Annotated in this window: 18 protein-coding genes; 9 read left to right on the forward strand and 9 right to left on the reverse strand. The window is 59.0% G+C overall.

What is annotated here, in order from left to right:
- Positions 1 to 470: 470 nt before the first annotated feature.
- Entirely contained in the window at positions 471 to 920 is a 450-nt protein-coding gene (gene mioC, locus I6L40_RS02385) for an FMN-binding protein MioC (RefSeq protein ID WP_216994939.1), read from the reverse strand.
- 396 nt (positions 921 to 1,316) lie between these two features.
- Between mioC and I6L40_RS02390 the strand changes: the two genes are divergently transcribed.
- The 5 genes from I6L40_RS02390 (at position 1,317) to fhuB (ending at position 8,851) form a co-directional block, all read left to right on the forward strand.
- Positions 1,317 to 3,413 carry a TonB-dependent siderophore receptor gene (locus I6L40_RS02390; RefSeq protein WP_216994940.1) on the forward strand — a complete coding sequence of 699 codons (2,097 nt, stop codon included), beginning with the start codon at positions 1,317 to 1,319 and terminating at the stop codon, positions 3,411 to 3,413.
- A 79-nt stretch (positions 3,414 to 3,492) separates the two neighbouring features.
- Positions 3,493 to 5,139, forward strand: coding sequence for a multidrug ABC transporter permease/ATP-binding protein (locus I6L40_RS02395; RefSeq protein WP_216994941.1), 1,647 nt, complete (start codon positions 3,493 to 3,495; stop codon positions 5,137 to 5,139).
- A gap of 46 nt (positions 5,140 to 5,185) precedes the next feature.
- Complete coding sequence (locus I6L40_RS02400; RefSeq protein ID WP_124930500.1) at positions 5,186 to 5,950, forward strand: ATP-binding cassette domain-containing protein; 765 nt, start codon at positions 5,186 to 5,188, stop codon at positions 5,948 to 5,950.
- Positions 5,951 to 5,984: 34 nt separating this feature from the next.
- A complete protein-coding gene (locus I6L40_RS02405) occupies positions 5,985 to 6,872 on the forward strand; it encodes an ABC transporter substrate-binding protein (RefSeq protein ID WP_216995400.1) in 888 nt (295 codons plus the stop codon).
- Positions 6,869 to 8,851 carry a Fe(3+)-hydroxamate ABC transporter permease FhuB gene (gene fhuB, locus I6L40_RS02410; RefSeq protein ID WP_216994942.1) on the forward strand — a complete coding sequence of 661 codons (1,983 nt, stop codon included), beginning with the start codon at positions 6,869 to 6,871 and terminating at the stop codon, positions 8,849 to 8,851. Before I6L40_RS02405 ends, fhuB begins: the two co-directional genes overlap by 4 nt.
- Before the next feature lie 69 nt (positions 8,852 to 8,920).
- Here fhuB and mnmE read toward each other — a convergent pair whose 3' ends face one another.
- From mnmE to I6L40_RS02450, 8 genes are all read right to left on the reverse strand, one after another.
- Positions 8,921 to 10,282, reverse strand: coding sequence for a tRNA uridine-5-carboxymethylaminomethyl(34) synthesis GTPase MnmE (gene mnmE, locus I6L40_RS02415; RefSeq protein ID WP_201909987.1), 1,362 nt, complete (start codon positions 10,280 to 10,282; stop codon positions 8,921 to 8,923).
- A 110-nt stretch (positions 10,283 to 10,392) separates the two neighbouring features.
- Positions 10,393 to 12,039 carry a membrane protein insertase YidC gene (yidC, locus tag I6L40_RS02420; protein ID WP_041210478.1) on the reverse strand — a complete coding sequence of 549 codons (1,647 nt, stop codon included), beginning with the start codon at positions 12,037 to 12,039 and terminating at the stop codon, positions 10,393 to 10,395.
- Between the two features lie 5 nt (positions 12,040 to 12,044).
- Positions 12,045 to 12,293 (reverse strand): membrane protein insertion efficiency factor YidD, encoded by a 249-nt coding sequence (yidD, locus tag I6L40_RS02425; RefSeq protein ID WP_010672280.1) that lies wholly within the window; start codon positions 12,291 to 12,293, stop codon positions 12,045 to 12,047.
- Positions 12,260 to 12,619 carry a ribonuclease P protein component gene (rnpA, locus tag I6L40_RS02430; protein WP_005342318.1) on the reverse strand — a complete coding sequence of 120 codons (360 nt, stop codon included), beginning with the start codon at positions 12,617 to 12,619 and terminating at the stop codon, positions 12,260 to 12,262. Before rnpA ends, yidD begins: the two co-directional genes overlap by 34 nt.
- On the reverse strand, positions 12,619 to 12,753 hold the full coding sequence (gene rpmH, locus I6L40_RS02435) for a 50S ribosomal protein L34 (RefSeq protein WP_005307156.1): 135 nt from the start codon (positions 12,751 to 12,753) through the stop codon (positions 12,619 to 12,621). Before rpmH ends, rnpA begins: the two co-directional genes overlap by 1 nt.
- A 270-nt stretch (positions 12,754 to 13,023) precedes the next feature.
- On the reverse strand, positions 13,024 to 13,758 hold the full coding sequence (locus I6L40_RS02440; RefSeq protein ID WP_071914524.1) for an amino acid ABC transporter ATP-binding protein: 735 nt from the start codon (positions 13,756 to 13,758) through the stop codon (positions 13,024 to 13,026).
- A 12-nt stretch (positions 13,759 to 13,770) separates the two neighbouring features.
- The gene (locus I6L40_RS02445) at positions 13,771 to 14,439 is read right to left on the reverse strand and encodes an amino acid ABC transporter permease (RefSeq protein WP_104016737.1); all 669 of its coding nucleotides are present in this window, start codon (positions 14,437 to 14,439) and stop codon (positions 13,771 to 13,773) included.
- Positions 14,440 to 15,198, reverse strand: a complete 759-nt coding sequence (locus tag I6L40_RS02450) for an amino acid ABC transporter substrate-binding protein (protein WP_216994943.1) — start codon at positions 15,196 to 15,198, stop codon at positions 14,440 to 14,442. It abuts the gene before it with no gap.
- 311 nt (positions 15,199 to 15,509) lie between these two features.
- Here I6L40_RS02450 and dnaA point away from each other — a divergent pair, with 311 nt between their 5' ends.
- The 4 genes from dnaA to gyrB are packed head-to-tail and all read left to right on the forward strand — an operon-like array spanning position 15,510 to position 21,519.
- Positions 15,510 to 16,886: a chromosomal replication initiator protein DnaA gene (dnaA, locus tag I6L40_RS02455; protein ID WP_033115253.1), complete on the forward strand. Its 1,377-nt coding sequence runs from the start codon at positions 15,510 to 15,512 to the stop codon at positions 16,884 to 16,886.
- A gap of 15 nt (positions 16,887 to 16,901) precedes the next feature.
- On the forward strand, positions 16,902 to 18,005 hold the full coding sequence (gene dnaN, locus I6L40_RS02460; RefSeq protein ID WP_071914528.1) for a DNA polymerase III subunit beta: 1,104 nt from the start codon (positions 16,902 to 16,904) through the stop codon (positions 18,003 to 18,005).
- 2 nt (positions 18,006 to 18,007) lie between these two features.
- Entirely contained in the window at positions 18,008 to 19,111 is a 1,104-nt protein-coding gene (gene recF / locus I6L40_RS02465) for a DNA replication/repair protein RecF (protein ID WP_033115255.1), read from the forward strand.
- Positions 19,108 to 21,519 (forward strand): DNA topoisomerase (ATP-hydrolyzing) subunit B, encoded by a 2,412-nt coding sequence (gyrB, locus tag I6L40_RS02470; RefSeq protein WP_042031093.1) that lies wholly within the window; start codon positions 19,108 to 19,110, stop codon positions 21,517 to 21,519. Before recF ends, gyrB begins: the two co-directional genes overlap by 4 nt.
- Positions 21,520 to 21,583: the final 64 nt, after the last annotated feature.

A 21,583-nucleotide genomic window follows, 5' to 3' on the forward strand; every position in this document is an offset into this window, starting at 1 on the left:
TGCCTGGGCTAAAAGGCGGAACATTCTATCTGTTTCACGCCCTGAGGGGAACGTCTACTTAACGTTCAGTATGAAGAGAGGATCCACTAAATAGATCTTAAGGATCTTTAGATCGATCTTTTACTGGATCTTTTATTAGGATCAGCCAGATCTGTTGATAAGCACTTTTTGATCATAAAGATCATTCAGTTAAAGGCGATCCCAGCTTGTGGAAAAGCTTGGATCCTGGCTCCTTGAACCGTGGGACAACCCTGACTTTTATGCACAGTGCAAACCTGCACAAGATCTCATTCATAGGATAACTATAGGTTTTACAGAGGTTAAACCTGTAGTTATGCACATTTACATGGATTGCTGTGGGTAACCGTGTAGAACAACTTGGCAAGATCCAGCTGTTAATAACCTGGTGGATAGCCGATCTGGGGATAAGTCGGGAGATCGCACTTTTATTGCGGATCTCCCGTGAGTGATCAGGCGATCATGGTCATCCAGTTATGGATCCAGGCTTCTGCTGCATCTTCCGGAATCTCGTAACGGGTTACATCGATGTCGAGTCGTTCGCCGATCCGGCTGGCACCACACTCGGCCAGTAGCCGATCCAGCGTCTTGCCACCCTGGCAAAAGGTGTCATAACTGCTGTCGCCAAGGGCGATCACGCCATATTTCAATGAATTAAGATCCGGATGCTGCTCGGCAAGATCCTTGGTGAAGGGTTGCAGGTTGTCGGGCACATCCCCGGCACCATGGGTGGAAGTGACCACCAGCAGGATGGATCCCGCATCATCCAGCACCTCTGCCAGCTGGGCCGGGTTGTGGATCCGGGTCTGGTGGCCAGCCTGTTCCAGCAGGTTGGCGACGTGGTCTGCGACATATTCGGCGGCGCCCAGCATGGAGCCGACGACGATATTGAGTTTGGCCATGGAATGGATCCTGATTTCAGACAAAGAAACGGAAAGCCGGATTCTACCGCCAAAGGGTGTGGATAAATATGGATAAAGCTTGGGGATAATGGATCCAGTCAGATAATGCCACCGGATCCATCCTGCCGATCTTTTTTCTGCTTCTTTATATTCCTCTCCATTTTCTTCTCCGCTCATAGCTCTCCTGATGGCTCCCATCTCCTGCGAAATCTTGCCAACGATGCAGCTAGATAACAATGTAGATGCAAATGATTAGCAATTATTGAATCGATTCGATCACGGCTCCTGTAGTAGGATTGCGCTGCTTTATTCGCCCATGGAACAGGGTGATGTCGTGAAAAACGACCACAAATAACAATTAAAACAACATAACTCATTGATAAACGAGACTTTAATATGATTGCGCAAAAATACATTACAGGACCCGGCAAGAAGGGCGCCTTCGGCGTGCTTTCGCTCTCCGGTTTGCTCGTCTCCCTGCCGCTGATGGCCGAACAAACCACCGCTGAGCTGCCCAAAGCCAGCGAAACCATGGTGGTGACAGGTACGGCCATGAAGGTGGAAGTGCCGATGGCCGAGACCCCTCGCGCCGTCTCCGTGGTTAATCGCGAGGAACTGGATCAGCACGCCGTGTTGCAGCTGGATGAAGCGATTCGCTACCGTTCCGGCGTATTGACTGGTCTCTATGGTTCCGACAACAACACCGACTGGTTCAAGGTACGTGGCTTCGATGCCGCCTCTTATCTGGATGGCAACCGCTTGTTTGGCACCGGCTACTACGTCTGGACGCCGGAACCGTTTGGTCTGGAGAGTGTGGAAGTGCTGAAGGGGCCAGCCTCGATCCTTTACGGTGAGGCGCCTCCGGGCGGGGTGATCAATGCCATCAGCAAGCGACCGACCGCCACGCCGCAGGGGCAGGTGGATCTGCAGCTTGGCAGCCGGGATCATCGTCAGGTCGGGGTGGACGTCTCTGATGCGCTCTCCGACAACAGCCGCTACCGCATGGTTGCTCTTTATAAAGAGCGTGATGGTGTGCTTACCGGTACTTACAACGATCGGGTTTATCTGGCGCCCAGCGTCACCTTCGATCTTTCGGATCGTACCAGTCTGACCCTGCTGGCCAGCTTCCTGCACGACGAAGGGGTCCCGACCAACGGCTTCTTCCCGGTTTATGGCACCCTGAATACGTCAGGTGGCCAGATTGATCCCTCCACTAACCTGAGCCAGCCGGATTACGATCGCAACCGCAATACCCAGATCTCCACCGGTTACGAGCTGGCCCACCAGCTCAATCAGACCTGGGAGTTCAAGCAGAACGTTCGCTTCAACTACAACGATCTGCTGCTGCGCCAGACCTATATCTTCCCGACCTATGAAGGCACAACCGCCAGTCGTGGCCTGGTTTACCGCGATGGCAATACCAAGAGTGCCACTATGGACAACCAGATGGTGGGCTACTGGAACACTGACAGCTCCGAGCAGACCTTGCTGCTGGGGGTAGATCTGCAGCGTCATGTCAATGAAGGGGTCGAGGCCGACAACTACGGTATGGGCACCATCAATACCATGAACCCGGATTACAGCGGCTTCCACGGTTTTGACGAGTCGACCGCCACTCACCAGAAGAGCAGCAAGGGCCAGAGCGGCCTCTATGCCCAGCACCAGATCCGCTGGGACGATCGCTGGTTGCTGACTGCCGGTGGCCGTTTTGACTATGTGGAGACCCACAACACCAATACCAGCAAGGACGAGCGCCAGTACGATCACGAGCTATCCCTCTCGGGCAGCCTGATGTATCTGGCTGACAACGGCCTCTCTCCCTACTTTGCCTATGCCGAGTCGTTCGAGGTGCTGCCGGGGATCGATCCTAACACCCGAAACTCCTACAAGCCGCTCAAGGGCAAGCTCTACGAGACCGGCGTGAAGTATGCGCCTGCCTTCCTCGACGGTTACATCAATCTGGCGCTGTTCGATCTGGCCCAGACCAACTCGTTGGTCTCTACCGGTTCCGGCCAGCAGACCCAGGCGGGTGAAGTGACCTCTCAGGGGGTTGAGCTGGAAGGGAGCGTGCAGGTGACCGATGCGCTGCGTCTGACCGCTGCTTATACCTACACCGATGCCAAAACCAACGACACCGGCAGTGGCGATCGCCGTGCCAGCCTGATCCCGCGCCACATCGCCTCCTTCTGGGGTAACTACAAGGTGCAGCAAGGGGTAGCTTCGGGTCTGGAGCTGGGGACCGGTGTGCGTTATATCGGTTCCAGCGTGGGTATTGGCGCCGTGAATGCGGACTATACCCCCATCTACGGCTCTGCCGAGGTGCCAGCCCATACCGTCTGGGATGCGATGATCGGGTATGACTTTGCCAAGAACTGGCGTGCCCAGCTCAACGTCAACAACCTGCTGGGTGAAACCTACGTGGCCAGTTGTGACTACTACTGCTACTACGGCGAGCCGCGCAGCGTAGTGGGCAGCATCAACTACCGCTGGTAATCGAAGTCGGGCGGGAACCGGATTCCCGCCCTTCTTTTCACCCGCAGTTGTTCTGATCTCTCTGGAATACCGGTCCGTTATGGAACTCTTGTCTCTGGTTTATCGCCAATATCGTTGGCCCTTTATCACCATTACCCTGCTCAGTCTGCTCAGTGCCGTCAGCGGGATTGGCGTCATTGCTTTTATCAATCAGTCTCTTATCGAATCTATAGGTGATCCGCTGCCGATCCTCGGTCAGCTGGTCGGCCTGATTGTGTTGCTGCTGGTGATCACACTCGGATCTCAGCTGGCCCTGACCACTCTCGGTCACCATTTTGTCTACCGGTTGCGAGGCCGTCTGCTCAAGCAACTGCTGGATACCGATGTCGCCCGCATCCGCCAGATTGGTCAGGGGCCGCTGCAGGCCTCCCTCTCCAGCGATATCGGCCAGATCACCATTGCCTTCGTGCGCCTGCCTGAGCTGGTGCAGGGGCTGGTGCTCACGCTGGGTTCTGCCCTTTACCTCGGCTGGCTCTCTCCCGCTCTGCTCGGGGTGACCGCGCTCTGGGTCACCGTCACCATGGTGGTGGGCTGGCTGCTGGTGAACCGTGTTTATCGCCATCTCTCCCACATGCGTCAGGCCGAAGATCGGCTCTATCAGAACTATCAGGCCATCATCGCTGGCAGCAAGGAGCTGGCGCTCAACCGCGAGCGGGCTCACTTCGTTTACCACCAGCTCTATGAGCAAAATGCCCGTGACTACCGCCAGCAGATCATTCGCGCCGACACCTATCACCTTAGCGCGGTGAACTGGTCGAATATCATGATGCTGGGGGCCATCGGTCTGGTCTTCTTTCTGGCTAACGGCCTTGGCTGGGCCAACACCAATGTGGCCGCCACCTTTGCGCTGACCCTGCTGTTCCTGCGCACCCCGCTGTTGCAGGGGATTGGCGCCCTGCCGACCCTGCTTGCCGCTCAGGTGGCGTTCGACAAGATCGCCGCCCTCAATCTGGCCGAGCCGGATGCGGACTTCCCGCTGCCGCCCGCCATCCGCCCCTGGCAGCGTATCGAGCTGGAGCAGGTGAGCTTTCACTATCAGGGGGAGGGCGGTTTTGCGGTCGGTCCCATCGATCTGGTCATCGAAAAGGGGGAGCAGATCTTCATCATCGGTGGCAACGGATCCGGCAAGTCGACGCTGGCCATGCTGCTGACCGGCCTTTACCAGCCGGTATCGGGCCGGATCCTGCTGGATGGTGAGCCGATCACCGATCGCAACGGCTATCTGGCGCTCTTCTCCGCCATCTTCACCGACTATCACCTGTTCCAGCACCTGCTGGGGCCGGAACCCAAGGATGAGCTGGTGGCCGAGTGGCTGGAGCTGTTGCAGATGGGCAGCAAGCTCACCATTGAGCATGGCTTTATCGCCGATATCGATCTCTCCCAAGGGCAGCGCAAGCGGGTCGCCCTGCTGCTGGCGCTGGCCGAGCAGCGCGAGGTGATGCTGTTCGACGAGTGGGCTGCGGATCAGGATCCCCAGTTCCGCCGCATCTTCTATCAGGTGCTGTTGCCGCGCCTCAAGGAGATGGGCAAGACGGTGATTGCCATCAGTCACGACGATCACTACTTCCCGCTGGCCGATCGCCTGCTGGAGATGCGCCAGGGCCAGCTCACTGAGCTGACCGGGGCGCGCCGCGCCGAAGTGAGCCGCGATGCGATCGCCCATCTGGATTGCGAGGTGCCGGCTTGATACCGGCACCGATGAGACTGGCGGCAAGCCAGCACAGGAATTGCTTATGTTTGAGATGAAATCAGCCAGCTTCACGGTCAATGACCGCACGCTGCTGCACCCCACCGACCTGCGTTTCGAGCAGGGACAGGTCTATGGCCTCATCGGCCACAATGGGTCGGGCAAATCGACCCTGCTCAAGCTGCTGGCACGCCAGCAACCCCTCAGCGACGGCGAGATCCTGTTCGATGGCAAGCCGCTGCCCGACTGGGGCAACCGGGAGTTTGCCCGTCAGGTGGCCTATCTGCCCCAGCATCTGCCGAGCGCCGAGAATCTGCTCGGGCGGGAGCTGGTGGAGATGGGCCGCTATCCCTGGCGCGGCCTGTTGGGCCGGATGGGGGCGGAGGATCACCGTCAAGTCGAGCGTGCCATCGCTCTGACTCATACCGAACGTTTTGCCGATCGGCTGGTGGATACCCTCTCCGGCGGCGAGCGGGGGCGGGTCTGGCTGGCGATGCTGCTGGCCCAAGAGAGCCGCTTCATCCTGCTGGACGAGCCGCTGGCCGCGCTGGACGTGGCCCACCAGGTGGAGGTGCTGACGCTCGTCAAGCAGTTGAGCCGTCAGCTCAACCTTGGGGTTATCATCGTCATTCACGACATCAATATGGCCTCCCGCTTCTGCGATCGGCTGGTGGCGCTCCATTCCGGCCGCCTGCTTACCCATGGCGAACCTGAGGGGATCATGACCAGCGAGACCCTGCACGCCATCTATGGCATCCCGATGGAGGTCATTCGCCACCCGGCCCATGCCCATCCCATCGCCATCGTCTGACCGGGGGGCTCTCTTGAACCGTTTATTGAAGAAGATGGCACCCTGCCTTATCAGCCTGCTGCTGCTGCCACTAGCGGCACAGGCCGACACATCCCCGATCGCCTCTGCACCGCTACCCCGTATCGCTACTGTCGACTGGACCATTGCCGAAACCTTGCTGGCGCTCGGGGTGACGCCGCTGGCGGTGGGGGAGGCAGGCCCCTATCAGGCATGGGTCGGCGAGCCACGGCTACCCGCCGAGGTGGTGGATATCGGCCTGCGCACCCAGCCCAACCGCGAGCTGCTGGCGGAGCTCAAACCCGATCGCATCCTCATCTCGCCGCTGGCAGCTCCGCTGGCGCCAACTCTTTCCCGCATTGCACCGGTGAGCACCATTGCCCTCTATGATGGGCAAACCGATCTGTGGCAGCGGCTGCACGAGGTGACCCTGACCCTCGCCCGTATGGTGGGCAAAACCGCCGAGGGCGAACAGCTGCTGGCCGAGCTGGATCAGGAACTGGCCAGTATTAAGGCCGGATTGCCTGCGGATCTGCCGCCCCTGCTGGTGGTTCAGTTTATCGATGAGCGCCATGTGCGAGTGTTTGGTCGCCACAGTCTGTTCGATGCGGTGATGACGCGGTTTGGGCTGCGTAATGGCTGGCAGGAGCAGACCAATGACTGGGGTTTCTCGGTGGTCAGCATCGAGCAGTTTATGACCTTGCCAACCGCGCGGCTGGTGGTGGTCGATCCCATCCCAGTAGGGGTGAGCGAACGGCTGCATGAGCCTGGGTTGTGGCAGCATCTGCCGCTGGTAAGGCAGGCGCCCGTGCTGCATCTGCCTGCGGTCTGGAGTTTTGGCGGCGTACTTGCAGCCCGCCGTTTCGCCGGTCTGCTCAGCGATGCATTGCTGCAAGATGCCGAGCGTATGGAGGCTAGCCGATGAAGCGACTGCTCACATCGCCGCTGCTGCGGCCTGTCTCGATCCTGCTGGGGTTGACCCTCTTGCTCGCGTATTGGGAGCTGGCTCGCCAGCTGCCCGGTGCGCTCTGGTGGCAGAGCCTCTTCGCCCCCAATCTGGATGATGTCAGCCAAGCGGTGGTGCATTTCAGCTGGCTGCCCCGCTTGGCTGTCACCCTGTTGGCCGGGGCGGCGCTCGGGCTGGCAGGCACCCTGATGCAGCAGGTGCTGCGCAACCCGCTCGCGTCACCGACCACATTGGGGGTGGCCTCCGGTGCCCAACTGGCGTTGATGATGGTGACCCTGTTTGCCCCCTCCTGGTTGCTGCTGGGGCGGGAGTGGATCGCCATGGCCGGTGGCAGCCTTGCGATGGCACTGGTGTTTGCCCTGGCCTGGCGTCGCCAGCTCAATCCGGTGGTCATCGTCTTTGCCGGGCTGGTGATCAACCTCTATCTGGCGGCCATCAGCATGGGGCTCTTGCTGTTCTTTCAGGAGGAGCTGAAAGGCTTGCTGGTGTGGGGCAGTGGCTCGCTAGTGCAGAACAGCTGGAGCGGGGTGAGTTACCTGTTACCCCGCCTGCTGGCAGCCGCTTTGCTGGCCGCAGTACTGGTGCGCCCGCTGGCGGTGCTGGAGCTGGATGATGCCAGTGCCCGCAGTCTGGGGGTCTCCCTTCAGCATCTGCGTTTTGCCGGACTGGGGCTGGCGGTGTTTGTCACCGCTTGCGTGGTGAGCGTGGTGGGGCTGATCGGCTTTATCGGGCTGGCCGCACCCGCCATGGTGCGGCTGCTCGGGATCCGCCAGCTCGGCCAGCGCCTGTTGTGGGCACCGATCCTCGGCGCCCTGCTGCTGGCAGCGACCGATCTGTTGCTGCAGAGCCTGAGCCGCTTCTGGCCAGTCTTGATCCCCACCGGCGCCATGACCGCCCTGCTGGGGGCGCCGCTGCTGCTCTGGCTGATCCCGCGCCTGGGTATCAAGTCGGGTACGCCTAAGGCAAACGCCGGCCTGCTGGTGGCTCGCCATCCGGCTCCGGCTCGCCTTATTGGCCTGTTGCTGGTCGGGCTGCTGCTGGCCGTGGTCGCCTCCCTGCTGGTTGGGCAGGGAATGGCGGGCTGGAGTTGGCCAAGCTGGCTCCGCTGGCAGGCCCAGCTGGAGTGGCGGTTGCCGCGCACTCTGGCGGCGGGGGCGGCTGGCGTGCTGCTGGCGCTGGCGGGCACCCTGTTGCAGCGGGTCAGCAACAATCCTATGGCGAGCCCGGAGCTGCTGGGGGTGAGCTGTGGCACCTTTATGGGGGTGATAGCGACGGCGCTGTTGCTGCCTGCATTGCCCCTGCCGCTGATGCTGTCCGGTGGCCTGCTCGGTGCCTTCGGCTGCCTGTTGCTGCTGGTGCTGGTTAATCGCAAGCACGGCTTCCAGCCGGAGCGGATCCTGCTCTCCGGCATCGCCATCACGGCGTTGTTTGAGCCGCTGCAGGCCATCGCGCTGGCCAACGGCGACATGCGGGTGCAGCAACTGCTCTCCTGGATGTCCGGCTCCACCTATTACGTCACCCTGCCGGTGGCCTATGGGCTGGTGGGGCTGGCGCTGTTGATGCTGGCAGCCTGCCTGCTGGTGAGCCGCTGGCTCGATCTGCTGCCGATGGGGGCGGCGGTAGCCACTGCACTCGGTATTCGCCTCAACCGTGCCCAGCTTGCCATCCTGCTGCTGGTGGCCGTGCTCACCGCCAGTGCCACCCTGGTGGTCGGGCCGCTCTCGTTCGTCGGTCTGTTGGCGCCACATATGGCCAAGCTGATGGGGTTGGTGCGGGCACGCTGGCACCTGCTTGGGGCCGCCGCTTCCGGTGCCCTGTTGATGGTGTCGGCTGACTGGGTCGGCCAGCAGGTCCTCTTCCCGCAGGAGGTGTCGGTCGGACTGGTCTCCACCCTGTTAGGGGGCGCTTACTTCATGTGGTGCCTGCGCCGCCTCTAGGTTTGTGGACGAAAAATGCACAAAAAAGCCCGGGACGAACCCGGGCTTTTTATTGTCTGCCGAACCGGCTTATTTGCCGATGCAGAAGCTGGAGAAGATGCGGCCCAGCAGATCGTCGGAGCTGAATTCGCCGGTGATCTCGGAGAGGGACTCCTGCGCCAGACGCAGCTCTTCGGCCACCAGCTCGCCAGCAACGAACACTTCCAGCTGCTCCTTGGCCACCAACAGCCGCTCGGCGGCGCGCTCCAGTGCATCCAGATGGCGGCGGCGGGCCATAAAGCCCCCTTCGGTGTTGCCCTGGAAGCCCATGCAAGCCTTCAGGTGCTCGCGCAGGGCGGGTAGCCCCAGCTCGGTCTTGGCGGAGATGCGATAGACGGCGTGGCCCTGCTCCTGGCTCGGCGCCAGATCTTCACCGGTCAGATCGGCCTTGTTGCGAATGACGGTGAGGCCGATGTTTTTTGGCAACCGATCAACAAATTCCGGCCAGATCTCGCGCGGGTCGACCGCGTTTGTGGTGGTGCCATCCACCATAAACAACACCCGATCGGCCTGTTCGATCTCGGCCCAGGCGCGCTCGATACCGATCTGCTCCACCTTGTCCTGGGTGTCGCGCAGGCCGGCGGTGTCGATGATATGCAGCGGCATGCCATCGAGATGGATGTGCTCGCGCAACACGTCGCGGGTGGTACCGGCAATCTCGGTAACGATGGCTGACTCACGGCCTGCCAGAGCGTTGAGCAGGCTCGATTTGCCGGCGTTGGGACGACCGGCGATCACCACCTTCATCCCTTCCCGCAGCAGGGCGCCCTGCTTGGCTTCACCACGCACGTCGTCCAGCTCGGACATGATGGCGTAGAGGTCGCCCGCCACCTTGCCATCGGAGAGGAAGTCGATCTCCTCGTCCGGGAAGTCGATGGCCGCTTCCACATAGATACGCAGCCTGGTCAGGTTTTCCACCAGCTGCTGGATCTTGCTGGAGAACTGCCCCTGCAGGGAGTGCATGGCGCTGCGGGCAGCCTGTTCGCTGGAGGCTTCGATAAGGTCGGCAATCGCCTCGGCCTGGGCCAGATCCAGCTTGTCGTTGATGAAGGCGCGCTCGCTGAACTCGCCGGGGCGAGCAGGGCGGATCCCTTCAATTTGCAGAATCCGGCGGATCAGCATGTCCATGATGACGGGGCCACCGTGGCCCTGCAGCTCCAGCACATCTTCGCCGGTGAAGCTGTTGGGGGCCTTGAACAGCAGGGCTATGCCCTGATCCAGTACTTCGCCTTGCTCATCCCTGAACGGCAGATATTCGGCGTAGCGTACCCGCGGGCACTTACCGAGCACTATCTCGGCAACCTGTTCGGCGGCGGGGCCGGATACCCGGACTATGCCGACGCCACCACGGCCGGGGGCGGTGGCCTGGGCCACGATCGTATCTGTAGTCATCTTGCTTGGCTCGTTTGTTCGCTGATAGGAAAACGTAGTGGGAGACATTGTAATAAAAAAGGCGGCCCGAAGGCCGCCTCTTTTGTCATCACGGGAAGATTAGCTGCGCATCAGTTACGAGTGTGCAGGCCTTTCTTCTCCAGCTGACGATAGATGATGGTCTGCTGGGTGATGGAGATAACGTTGCTTACCAGCCAGTAGAGAGTCAGACCAGCCGGGAACCAGAGGAACATGAAAGTGAAGATGATCGGCATGAACTGCATCACTTTCTGCTGCATCGGGTCGGTCACGGTGGTCGGGCTCATCTTCTGCAGATACCACATGGAGGCACCCATGAGGATTGGCAGCACGAAGAAGGGGTCCTTCACTGACAGGTCGGTGATCCACAGGGCGAACGGCGCGTGGCGCAGCTCAACAGACTCCATCAGTGCCCAGTAGAGAGCAATGAAGATGGGCATCTGAACCAGGATCGGCAGACAGCCACCCAGCGGGTTGACCTTCTCCTTCTTGTACAGCTCCATCATGCCCTGAGACATCTTCTGGCGATCGTCGCCGAAGCGCTCGCGCAGGGCCGCAATCTTGGGTTGCAGCATGCGCATCTTGGCCATGGAGGTGTACTGGGCCTTGGTCAGCGGGAACATGATGCCGCGCACCAGCAGGGTCAGCATGATGATGGCCACACCCCAGTTCTGGACGAAGCCGTGGAACACGGTCAGCAGCCAGTGCAGCGGTTGGGCGATGAACCACAGCCAGCCGTAATCGACGGTCAGGTCGAGGTGGTTTGCCACCTTGGCCATCTGGTCTTGCAGCTTGGGGCCAACCCACAGTTTGCTGGTCACTTCGGCCTGTTGACCGGCAGCCACGTCAACCATCGGCGCCTTGTAACCGATGATTGCCTGGCCTTTGCCCGGGATCACACGGCTGTAGAAGCTGTTGGTATCGTTTGCGTTCGGAGCCCAAGCAGAGACGAAGTAGTGTTGCAGCATGGCGACCCAACCACCCTTGGTGGTCTTGCTCAGGTCGGCATCCTTCATCTCGTCGAAGGTGTACTTCTTGTAGCGGGTATCTTCAGTGGAGAAGGCACCGCCGCGGTAAGCACTGGCTACCATGGCATGGCCTTGCTGGTCTTTCGGAGTCGCCACGGTCTGCTTCAGCTGACCGTAGAACTGCACCTGTACCGGCTCGGCGGATTTGTTGTCGATCTTGTAGTCGACGCCAACGGCATAGTCACCACGCTTGAGGATGAACTCCTTGGTGAAGACAACGCCCTTGCTGTCGGTCCAGGTCATCGGTACGACGACTTGATCCTGACCATCAGCCAGCTGGTAGCTTGTCTGGGCGGCTTCATAGGTGGGACGACCCTGGGCCTGGCTGTCAGGACCATCGCGACCAACCAGACCGCTCTGGGCAACATAAAGATGCTCAGGTTGGCTGGTCAGCAGTACGAACGGTTGATCCTTGCCTTCTTCCAGCTTGTGGGCCAGCAGTTCAGCAGAGACGATGTCGCCACCCTGGGTATCCAGGGTCAGCTTGAGCACGTCGGAGGAGACGGTGATCAGCTTGCGTGCGGCAGTCGCATTGGCTTGCTCGGAAACCTGAGGAATATCACCGGATTGACCGGCTTCAGGTACGAAATGTTCGGTTTGGGCCACGGTAGTCGGGGCCGGCTTGGGAGCCTTGTCGGACTCCCACTGTTGCCAGAGCAAAAAGCTCACGAACAGCAAACCGATCAGGAGTAGATTGCGTTGTGATTCCATAGTCTTCAGTTTCTTCGCTTTGGTTGCGGAACCGGGTCATAACCACCCTCGGATAAGGGATGGCATTTTAATAGACGTTTGCTGGCTAACCAAACGCCTTTTATGAAACCGTGAAGTCGGATTGCTTCTATCGCAAATTGGGAACAAGTCGGGGTAAAACGGCAGCGCGGCCCCAGCAGGGGACTAATGATTAGCTGATACAGGCGTATCAGTTTGATAGCTACCCATTGCAACGGCGTGACAGAGTGCGCCATAGCTTTTCCAGTAACTTGAACAGTTCCTCGTTATCCATCTCTTTCACACCGGCCTTGGCGATCACCACGATGTCGATAGCGGGCAGCTGATGTTGTTTGAGGCGGAAACTTTCCCGAACCACCCGTTTGACACGGTTACGCCAGACGGCACGCTTGAGTGCTTTTTTGGGCACAGCGAGACCAAGACGAGGGTGTTCGAGCGAATTGGGAGAGGCGAGAAGAGTAATCTGCGGAGAGGCGGCCCGGACAGGCTCGGCGAAAACGCGTTTGAAGTGTTCGGGAGTTAACAGACGTAACTCCCGAGAGAAGGTGTGCTGGGTAGGCATTAGACTACCAGGCGGGCACGACCCTTGGCACGACGAGCGGCCAGAACTTTACGACCGTTGGCTGTTGCCATGCGGGCGCGGAAACCGTGAGAGCGCTTGCGCTTCAGGTTGGACGGTTGAAAAGTACGTTTCATGATTCGATTCCGTATTACTGTACAGTTTTGATTGTCACACTTAGCCGACGCGCCAGCTATAGCGTGTGACGACTAGCAAAAGAGGCCGAATTCTAAACAGAGTTCGGCTTTTAGTCAATCCGCCGTTCCCTCTCATCCTGCGGTGGCCTTGAAAAGGCTACTGCCGAGCGTGAGGATCCAGAGGATCGAGGGCTCCGGATTATACTGGCAACCCGGTGTTAAACAAGGGATCCCTCAATAAAAAAGGCGGCCAGGCCGCCAAAGAGAGAGCTATTTAAGGACTTTCCGCAAGAACTCCCGGGTACGGGGATCCTTGGGATCGACCAATATCTGATCCGGCGGGCCCTGCTCGACGATCCGTCCCCCTTCCATGAAGATCACCCGATCGGCCACATCCCGTGCGAATTCAATCTCGTGGGTCACCACCACCATGGTCTGGTGCTGGCTAGCCAGCTTTTTCATCAGCCCGAGCACTTCATCGACCCATTCCGGATCGAGCGCCGAAGTGGGCTCGTCAAACAGGATCACCTTGGAGTGGGCCGCCATGGCCCGACCGATGCCGACCCGCTGCTGCTGGCCGCCGGAGAGGGAGGCCGGATAGGCGTCCTTCTTGTCGGCAAGACCTATATCCTCAAGGATGCCGAGGGCGGTAGCACGGGCTTCCGCCTTTGGCTGTTTCCAGACGGTGATCAGCCCTTCGGCGATGTTGTCCTGCGCCGTCTTGTTGGCAAACAGGGCGTAGTTCTGGAACACGAAGGAGGCGCGCTTGCGCAGCTCGATGGCCTGCTGCTCGCTGGCATTTGCCAGATTGAGCTGCAGATCGTCGATGGCAAGCGAACCCGCATCCGGGGTCTCCAGCAGGTTCAGGCAGCGCAGCAGGGTCGACTTGCCGGTGCCGGAGGGGCCGATAATGACCACTATCTCCCCCTTCTTTACCTCCAGATCGATGCCGTTGAGCACCTGATTGCCGTGATATGCCTTGGAGAGGCCGGTTAGCTTGATCATGAGAGCCCTCCTTTAATAGGCACGGTTGAGACGAATTTCCAGCAGGTGCTGCAAGCGGGTAAAGAAGATGACCACCACCCAGTAGATAAGCGCCACCGCCATAAAGCTCTCGAAGAACTTGAAGGAGGAGGAGGCTTCCATCTGCGCCTTGCCCATGATCTCGGCCACACCGAGGGTAAAGGCCAGCGAGGTGCTCTTGATCATGTCGATGAAGTAGTTCATCAGCGACGGAGTGGCGATGCGTGCCGCCTGCGGCAGAATGATCCGCTGCATCGCCTGCAGCCGGCTCATGCCAATGCTGAGCGCCGCTTCCATCTGGCTCTTGTGTATACCCAGGATCGACGCCCTGATCGACTCGGCCATGTAGGCGGCAAAGTGGAGGGTTAGACCTATGATGGCGGCGGTAAAGGCATCCATCCCGGAAAAAACGTGGAACAGTTGTGGCAGCCCGTAATAGAGCAGAAACAGCTGGACGAGCAGCGGTGTACCCCGAAAGAACGAGATATAGAGCATCGCCAGCCAGTGGATCACGGGGATGCGAAAGACCCGTACTATCGCCAGGGCCAGCGACAGTACGAGTGCCAACGCGAATCCCCACAGGGCCATCTCCATCGTGGTGCCCAGATATTTGAGCAGGATGGGAAACAGCCCCAGGGTGTACTCGATATCGAAGTGCATCATTTATTTGTCAGTGATGTCGGACGCGAACCATTTCTCGGAGATATGACGCAGGGAGCCATCCTTGCGCATGGCGGCCAGAGCCTCATCGACCTTCTTCAGCAGCGCCTGCTTCTCCGGGGTCTTCAGGAAGGGCAGGGCGTTCTCGATGGTTTCGAACGGTGCGCCAGCCTGTTGCAGCGGCAGCTTGGACTCCTTGATCAGCTGGGCGGTGGAGACGCGGTCCATCACGAAGGCGTCGATGCGGCCCAGCGCGACATCCTGCTCGAAGGCGGAGTCATAGGTGCGGATATCGATCTTGTGGTTCGGATCGTTCTTGCGCAGCAGCTCTTCAAAGTTGGAGCCCAGATTGACCGCGACCTTCTTGCCTTCCAGATCCTTGATGCCGTGGATGGTGTTGTTGCCCTGACGGACCACGATCTGGGCGCCGTCATAGACGTAGGGCTGGGAGAAGTCGTACTTCGCCTTGCGCTCGTCAGTGATGGTGATCTGGTTGGAGATGGTATCGACACGGCCGGTTTCCAGCATGCCGAACAGGCCGGAGAAGCTGGCGGTCACGAACTCGACCTTGTAGCCGGTGCGCTCGCCGATCTGGTTCCACATATCCACTTCAAAGCCCTGCAGCTTGTCCTGCTTGACGAAAGTGAACGGGAAGTACTTTCCGGACATACCGACCTTGATGGTCTCCTGGGCGATGGCCTGACCAGACAGGGTAGCCAACAGGATGGCTGCGCCGGAAATAAGCTTGATGGAAGTTTTCATGGGGTTTCTCTCTCTAAATGTCTTGTATTTGTAGTTGTAATAACTGCTTTGGCGCTGATGTTATTGGAATAAAATTTAAAAAATAAATGACATTTGGTTATATGAAATAACAGGAGTGCAGCATGAGATCCGCCAGTTGCAGCAGTGGATCAAGCTGTGGGTAACTTTGGGGATGAAAGATGATCCGGAGGCGCTGGATCCTTGAAAGTCAAGGATCTTATTTGCTGGATCCGCGGGGTCACGGCTGGAGATCCGGCGGCTAAAAACGTAGAATAGCCGGTCTTTAGTTAATCAATCGACAGGAGTTTAGAGTGACTGCTTCGCTATGGCAGCAGTGCCTTAACCGGCTGCAAGATGAGTTGCCCTCGGCAGAATTCAGCATGTGGATCCGGCCGCTTCAAGCGGAGTTGAGTGACAATACTCTGACCCTGTATGCACCGAATCGCTTCGTTCTGGACTGGGTACGAGACAAGTACCTCATCCGGGTGAACGGCATCATTAACGAACTTTGCGGGGTCGATGGCCCCGCCCTGCGTTTTGATATTGGCAATCGCCCCCACCCCGTCACCGTCGCTGCAAGCAGAGCGCCGGCGCAGGGTGCTGCTCCTGTGAATAACTTGCAGAAGAGCTGGGAAAGCAAGCCCGAAACCAAACCCGAGCCGAACCACAAGAGCAACACCAACGTGAACTATACCTTCGAGAATTTCGTCGAGGGTAAGTCCAACCAGTTGGCTCGTGCTGCGGCCCGTCAGGTGGCGGACAATCCGGGTGGCGCTTACAACCCGCTGTTCCTCTATGGCGGTACCGGTTTGGGTAAAACCCACCTGCTGCACGCCGTTGGCAATGCCATCAAGGAGAGCAAAAAAGATGCGAAAGTCATCTATATGCACTCCGAGCGGTTCGTGCAGGACATGGTGAAAGCGCTGCAAAACAACGCTATTGAAGAGTTCAAGCGTTACTACCGCAGCGTCGATGCCCTGCTCATCGATGACATTCAGTTCTTCGCCAACAAGGAGCGCTCCCAGGAGGAGTTCTTCCATACCTTCAACGCTTTGCTCGAAGGCAACCAGCAGATCATCCTCACCTCGGATCGCTATCCGAAAGAGATCAACGGTGTCGAGGATCGCCTCAAGTCCCGCTTTGGCTGGGGCCTGACCGTGGCGATCGAGCCGCCTGAGCTGGAGACCCGCGTCGCCATCCTGATGCGCAAGGCGGACGAGAACCAGATCCACCTGCCGGACGAAGTGGCCTTCTTCATTGCCAAACGGCTGCGTTCCAACGTCCGTGAACTGGAAGGGGCCCTCAACCGGGTGATCGCCAACGCCAACTTTACCGGTCGCGCCATCAACATCGACTTCGTACGCGAAGCGCTGCGCGATCTGCTGGCGTTGCAGGAGAAGCTGGTCACCATCGACAATATCCAGAAGACGGTGGCGGAGTACTACAAGATCAAGCTTGCGGATCTGCTCTCCAAGCGTCGTTCCCGCTCCGTGGCCCGCCCGCGCCAGCTGGCGATGGCTCTGGCCAAGGAGCTGACCAATCACAGTTTGCCGGAGATAGGTGATGCCTTTGGTGGCCGTGACCATACCACCGTTCTTCATGCCTGCCGCAAGATCGAGCAGCTGAAGGAGGAGAGTCACGACATCAAGGAGGACTACTCCAACCTGATCCGTACCCTTTCTTCCTGATAACGGAGAGCACAGATGCAGCTCGAAATTAGCCGTGAGGCCCTGTTACGTCCTCTGCAACTGGTGTCCGGTGCCCTGGGTGGCCGACCGACCCTGCCGATCCTCGGCAACGTGCTGCTTGATGTCAGCAACGGTCTGCTGTCGCTGACCGGCACCGATCTCGAAGTAGAGATGATCGGTCAGGTCTATCTGAATGGTACCAGTGAAGATGGCCGCACCACTGTGCCGGCGCGCAAGTTGCTGGATATCTGCCGTGGTCTGCCGGAAAGCGCTGAAATCCGCCTCAATACCGAAGGCGATCGCCTGATCATCCGTTCCGGCCGTTCCCGTTTCAATCTGTCGACCCTGCCGGCGACCGAGTATCCGAACATCGAGGATTGGGAATCCGTGCTCGAGTTCGATATCAGCCAGCTGGAGCTGAAGAAGCTGATCGATGCGACCCAGTTCTCCATGGCCAGCCAGGATGTGCGTTACTACCTGAACGGCATGCTGTTCGAAAGCGAAGGTCACGGTCTGCGTACCGTGGCGACCGACGGTCACCGTCTGGCCACCTGCCGCCGCGAGGTTGTGGGGGAATCGCTGCCCGATCATCAGGTTATCCTGCCGCGCAAAGGGGTGCTGGAGCTGGTGCGTCTGCTGGAAGCGGAAGACAAGCCGGTACGGCTGCAGATCGGTCGCAGCAACCTGCGCGCCGCTCTCGACGGCTTCATCTTTACCTCCAAGCTGGTGGATGGCCGTTTCCCGGACTGGCGCCGGGTCATTCCGCGCAACAGCGACAAGGCCCTGATCGCTGGTCGCGAGGATCTGCGTCAGGCGTTTGCCCGCGCAGCGATCCTCTCCAACGAAAAATTCCGTGGGGTGCGTCTCAATCTGCAGGAAAACCTGCTGCGCATCACCGCCAACAACCCGGAACAGGAAGAAGCGGAAGAGCTGCTTGACGTACAATACGCTGCTGGCGAGATGGAGATCGGATTCAACGTCTCTTATGTGCTGGACGTGCTGAATACGTTAAAATGTGAGCAAATCCGGGTTAGCCTGAGCGATTCCGTCAGCAGCGCCATTATTGAGGATTTTGAAAATCAGGATGCTCAGTACGTGGTAATGCCGATGCGGATCTAGTCGTGTCTCTGGTCAAACTCCAGCTCAGCGACTTTCGCAATATCCAGCAAGCCAGTCTCGCGTTGTCACCCGGCCTCAATATTCTGGTCGGGTGCAATGGCAGCGGCAAGACCAGCGTGCTGGAAGCCATTCACTACCTTGGTCTGGGGCGCTCCTTTCGCACTCATCTGACCGGGCGGGTTATCCGTCAGGGGGAGAGGGCGTTTACCCTGTTTGCCCAGTGCGAACTGGATGGGCGTCAGGTGCCTATCGGTCTTGCCAAGGACAAGAGTGGCGAGACCCAGCTCAAGATTGCCGGAGCACAGGCGCAGCGATTGGCCGATCTGGCCGAACTGCTGCCGGTGCAACTCATCCATCCGGATGGCTTCAATCTGTTGACCGGGGGGCCGCAGGCTCGTCGGGCCTGGCTCGATTGGGGGGTATTTCATCAGGAGCCCACCTTCTTTGCCCTGTGGGGGCGGGTGCGGCGGCTGCTGAAACAGCGCAATGCTCTGCTGCGCCAGAGCACCCAATATCGTCAGCTGGCGTTCTGGGATCAGGAGTTGGTGCGGCTGGGTGGTGAACTGGCAGGCTTTCGCGCCAGTTATTGTCAGGCCATTACGCCCCTGATCAAGGAGATGACGGCGGATTTTCTGCCGGAATTCGATATCAGTCTTGGTTTTTACCGGGGCTGGGAGAAAGATACCCCCCTCAACGAACTGCTGGAGGCGGGGTTTGAGCGGGATCGGGCGCTGGGCTACACCGGTGTCGGTCCGCAGAAAGCCGATGTGCGCCTCAAGGCGAACGGGGTGCCTGCTCAGGATATTTTGTCCCGGGGTCAGCTCAAGCTGCTGGTTTGTGCCATGCGCTTGGCCCAAGGGCTCTATTTGAATCAACATAGCAGCCGTGGCTGTATTTTTTTAATTGACGATTTTGCCTCTGAACTGGATGTCGAGAAGCGTCGCCTCCTGGCCGCAAGGCTGAAGCAGTGCGCGTCCCAGGTGTTTATCACCGCCATCGATACCGGTCAGCTCGCAGACATGATGGATGCGAATGACTGCAAGTTGTTCCACGTGGAACAAGGCAAGATCTCCGAAACGTTAGAGAAGGCAGAGAGTAAGCTATGAGTGAAAATACTTACGACTCCTCGAATATCAAGGTGCTGAAGGGCCTGGATGCGGTCCGCAAGCGCCCGGGGATGTATATCGGCGATACGGATGATGGCTCGGGTCTGCACCACATGGTGTTCGAAGTCGTCGATAACTCCATTGACGAGGCGCTCGCTGGCTACTGCTCCGATATTCAGGTCAAGATCCATTCCGATGGCTCCGTCTCCGTGCGCGATAACGGCCGTGGTATTCCGGTCGATATTCACCCGGAAGAGGGCCGCTCCGCTGCCGAAGTCATCATGACCGTACTGCACGCTGGCGGTAAGTTCGATGACAACTCCTACAAGGTTTCCGGTGGTCTGCACGGCGTCGGCGTCTCCGTTGTTAACGCGCTCTCTGACAAGCTGCTGCTGACCATTCGTCGTAACGGCCACGTCTACGAACAGACCTATCATCTGGGTGAGCCGCAGGCTCCGCTCAAGCAGATCGGTGACAGCACTGGCACCGGGACCGAAGTTCGCTTCTGGCCGAGCCCGACCATCTTCAGCGACACCCTGTTTCACTACGAGATCCTGGCCAAGCGTCTGCGCGAACTCTCCTTCCTCAACTCCGGTGTTTCCATCCGTCTGATGGATGAGCGTGATGGCCGCGAGGCGCACTTCTGCTACGAAGGCGGTATCAAGGCGTTCGTTGAGTACCTGAACCAGAACAAAACCCCGATCCATCCGAAGGTGTTCCACTTCACCACCGAACAGGATGGCATCGGTGTGGAAGTCGCCATGCAGTGGAACGACGCCTATCAGGAAGGGGTCTACTGCTTCACCAACAACATTCCGCAGCGCGATGGTGGTACTCACCTCGTTGGTTTCCGTACCGCGCTGACCCGTACCCTCAACTCCTACATGGAGAAAGAGGACTACAGCAAGAAGGCCAAATCTGCCGCCAGCGGTGATGACGTGCGTGAAGGTCTGATTGCCGTTATCTCCGTCAAGGTGCCGGATCCCAAGTTCTCCTCCCAGACCAAGGACAAGCTGGTCTCTTCCGAAGTGAAGACTGCTGTCGAGCAGGCGATGGGTGAGAAGCTGGCCGACTTCCTGCTGGAAAACCCGGGCGATGCCAAGATCGTGGTCAACAAGATCATCGATGCGGCCCGTGCCCGTGAAGCGGCCCGCAAGGCCCGCGAGCTGACCCGCCGCAAAGGCGCGCTGGATATCGCCGGTCTGCCCGGCAAGCTGGCTGACTGTCAGGAAAAAGACCCGGCACTCTCCGAACTCTACATAGTGGAAGGGGACTCTGCTGGCGGTTCCGCCAAGCAGGGTCGCAACCGGAAGAACCAAGCCATCCTGCCGCTCAAGGGCAAGATCCTGAACGTAGAGAAGGCCCGTTTCGACAAGATGATCTCCTCACAAGAGGTAGGCACCCTGATCACCGCACTGGGTTGCGGTATCGGTCGCGACGAGTACAACCCGGACAAGCTGCGTTATCACAACATCATCATCATGACCGATGCGGACGTCGATGGTGCGCACATCCGAACCCTGCTGCTGACCTTCTTCTATCGTCAGATGCCGGAAATCATCGAGCGTGGCTACGTCTATATCGCCCAGCCGCCGCTCTACAAGGTGAAGAAGGGCAAGCAGGAACAGTATCTGAAAGACGAAGATGCGCTGCTGCAGTACCAGACCGCCATGGCGCTGGATGGTGCGACCCTGCACGTCAATGAGTCTGCCCCGGCCATTGGTGGCGAGGCTCTGGAGCGTCTGGTCAACCAGCACCGCTCGGTGACTCACCTGATCACCCGCATGTCTCGCCGTGCACCGGAAGCGGTTCTGACCCAGCTGATCTATCAGCCGGAGCTGAACGAAGCGCTGCTGAACAGCGAGAGCGATCTGCTGGCCTGGTGTCAGGGTATGGAAGCCGTGCTCAACGAGAGCAACCAGGGCATCCAGTACCAGATGCAGGTTCGCCGCGATGAAGAGCGCCGCCTCTTCGTGCCGCATGCCGTGGTACGTCAGCACGGTGTCGACCGCGAATATCCGATCAGCTACGACTTCCTGCAATCCTCCGAGTACCGTCAGTTGGTCTCGCTGGGCAAGGAGATCGCCAACCTGATCGAGGAAGGCGGTTACATCAAGCGTGGCGAGAAGGTGAAGCCGGTCTCCAGCTTCGTCGAAGCGGTCGAGTGGCTGATGGGCGAAGGCAAACGTGGCATCTACATCCAGCGCTATAAAGGGCTGGGCGAGATGAACCCGGACCAGTTGTGGGAAACCACCATGGATCCGGAAGCCCGTCGCATGCTGCGCGTCACCATCGATGATGCCGTCGGTGCCGACCAGCTCTTCTCCACCCTGATGGGTGATGCAGTAGAGCCGCGTCGCGACTTTATCGAGACCAACGCCCTGCGCGTAGCCAACCTCGACGTCTAATCAGACTCGCTGGTTGCAGTAAAAAGCCGCTCACAAGAGCGGCTTTTTTACATCTGCAGTCTGC

The sequence above is a fragment of the Aeromonas sp. FDAARGOS 1410 genome, assembly GCF_019048745.1.
Lineage (GTDB): Bacteria > Pseudomonadota > Gammaproteobacteria > Enterobacterales > Aeromonadaceae > Aeromonas > Aeromonas jandaei.

Excerpts from the sequence above, each read along its gene's own strand:
- I6L40_RS02395 (WP_216994941.1), top strand. The coding sequence starts at position 3,493 with ATGGAACTCTTGTCTCTGGTTTATCGCCAATATCGTTGGCCCTTTATC.
- I6L40_RS02445 (WP_104016737.1), bottom strand. The coding sequence starts at position 14,439 with ATGATGCACTTCGATATCGAGTACACCCTGGGGCTGTTTCCCATCCTG.
- rpmH (WP_005307156.1), bottom strand. The coding sequence starts at position 12,753 with ATGAAACGTACTTTTCAACCGTCCAACCTGAAGCGCAAGCGCTCTCAC.
- I6L40_RS02400 (WP_124930500.1), top strand. The coding sequence starts at position 5,186 with ATGTTTGAGATGAAATCAGCCAGCTTCACGGTCAATGACCGCACGCTG.
- I6L40_RS02405 (WP_216995400.1), top strand. The coding sequence starts at position 5,985 with ATGGCACCCTGCCTTATCAGCCTGCTGCTGCTGCCACTAGCGGCACAG.
- yidC (WP_041210478.1), bottom strand. The coding sequence starts at position 12,039 with ATGGAATCACAACGCAATCTACTCCTGATCGGTTTGCTGTTCGTGAGC.
- gyrB (WP_042031093.1), top strand. The coding sequence starts at position 19,108 with ATGAGTGAAAATACTTACGACTCCTCGAATATCAAGGTGCTGAAGGGC.
- rnpA (WP_005342318.1), bottom strand. The coding sequence starts at position 12,619 with ATGCCTACCCAGCACACCTTCTCTCGGGAGTTACGTCTGTTAACTCCC.
- mnmE (WP_201909987.1), bottom strand. The coding sequence starts at position 10,282 with ATGACTACAGATACGATCGTGGCCCAGGCCACCGCCCCCGGCCGTGGT.
- I6L40_RS02450 (WP_216994943.1), bottom strand. The coding sequence starts at position 15,198 with ATGAAAACTTCCATCAAGCTTATTTCCGGCGCAGCCATCCTGTTGGCT.
- mioC (WP_216994939.1), bottom strand. The coding sequence starts at position 920 with ATGGCCAAACTCAATATCGTCGTCGGCTCCATGCTGGGCGCCGCCGAA.
- yidD (WP_010672280.1), bottom strand. The coding sequence starts at position 12,293 with ATGGCGCACTCTGTCACGCCGTTGCAATGGGTAGCTATCAAACTGATA.
- fhuB (WP_216994942.1), top strand. The coding sequence starts at position 6,869 with ATGAAGCGACTGCTCACATCGCCGCTGCTGCGGCCTGTCTCGATCCTG.
- I6L40_RS02390 (WP_216994940.1), top strand. The coding sequence starts at position 1,317 with ATGATTGCGCAAAAATACATTACAGGACCCGGCAAGAAGGGCGCCTTC.
- I6L40_RS02440 (WP_071914524.1), bottom strand. The coding sequence starts at position 13,758 with ATGATCAAGCTAACCGGCCTCTCCAAGGCATATCACGGCAATCAGGTG.
- dnaN (WP_071914528.1), top strand. The coding sequence starts at position 16,902 with ATGCAGCTCGAAATTAGCCGTGAGGCCCTGTTACGTCCTCTGCAACTG.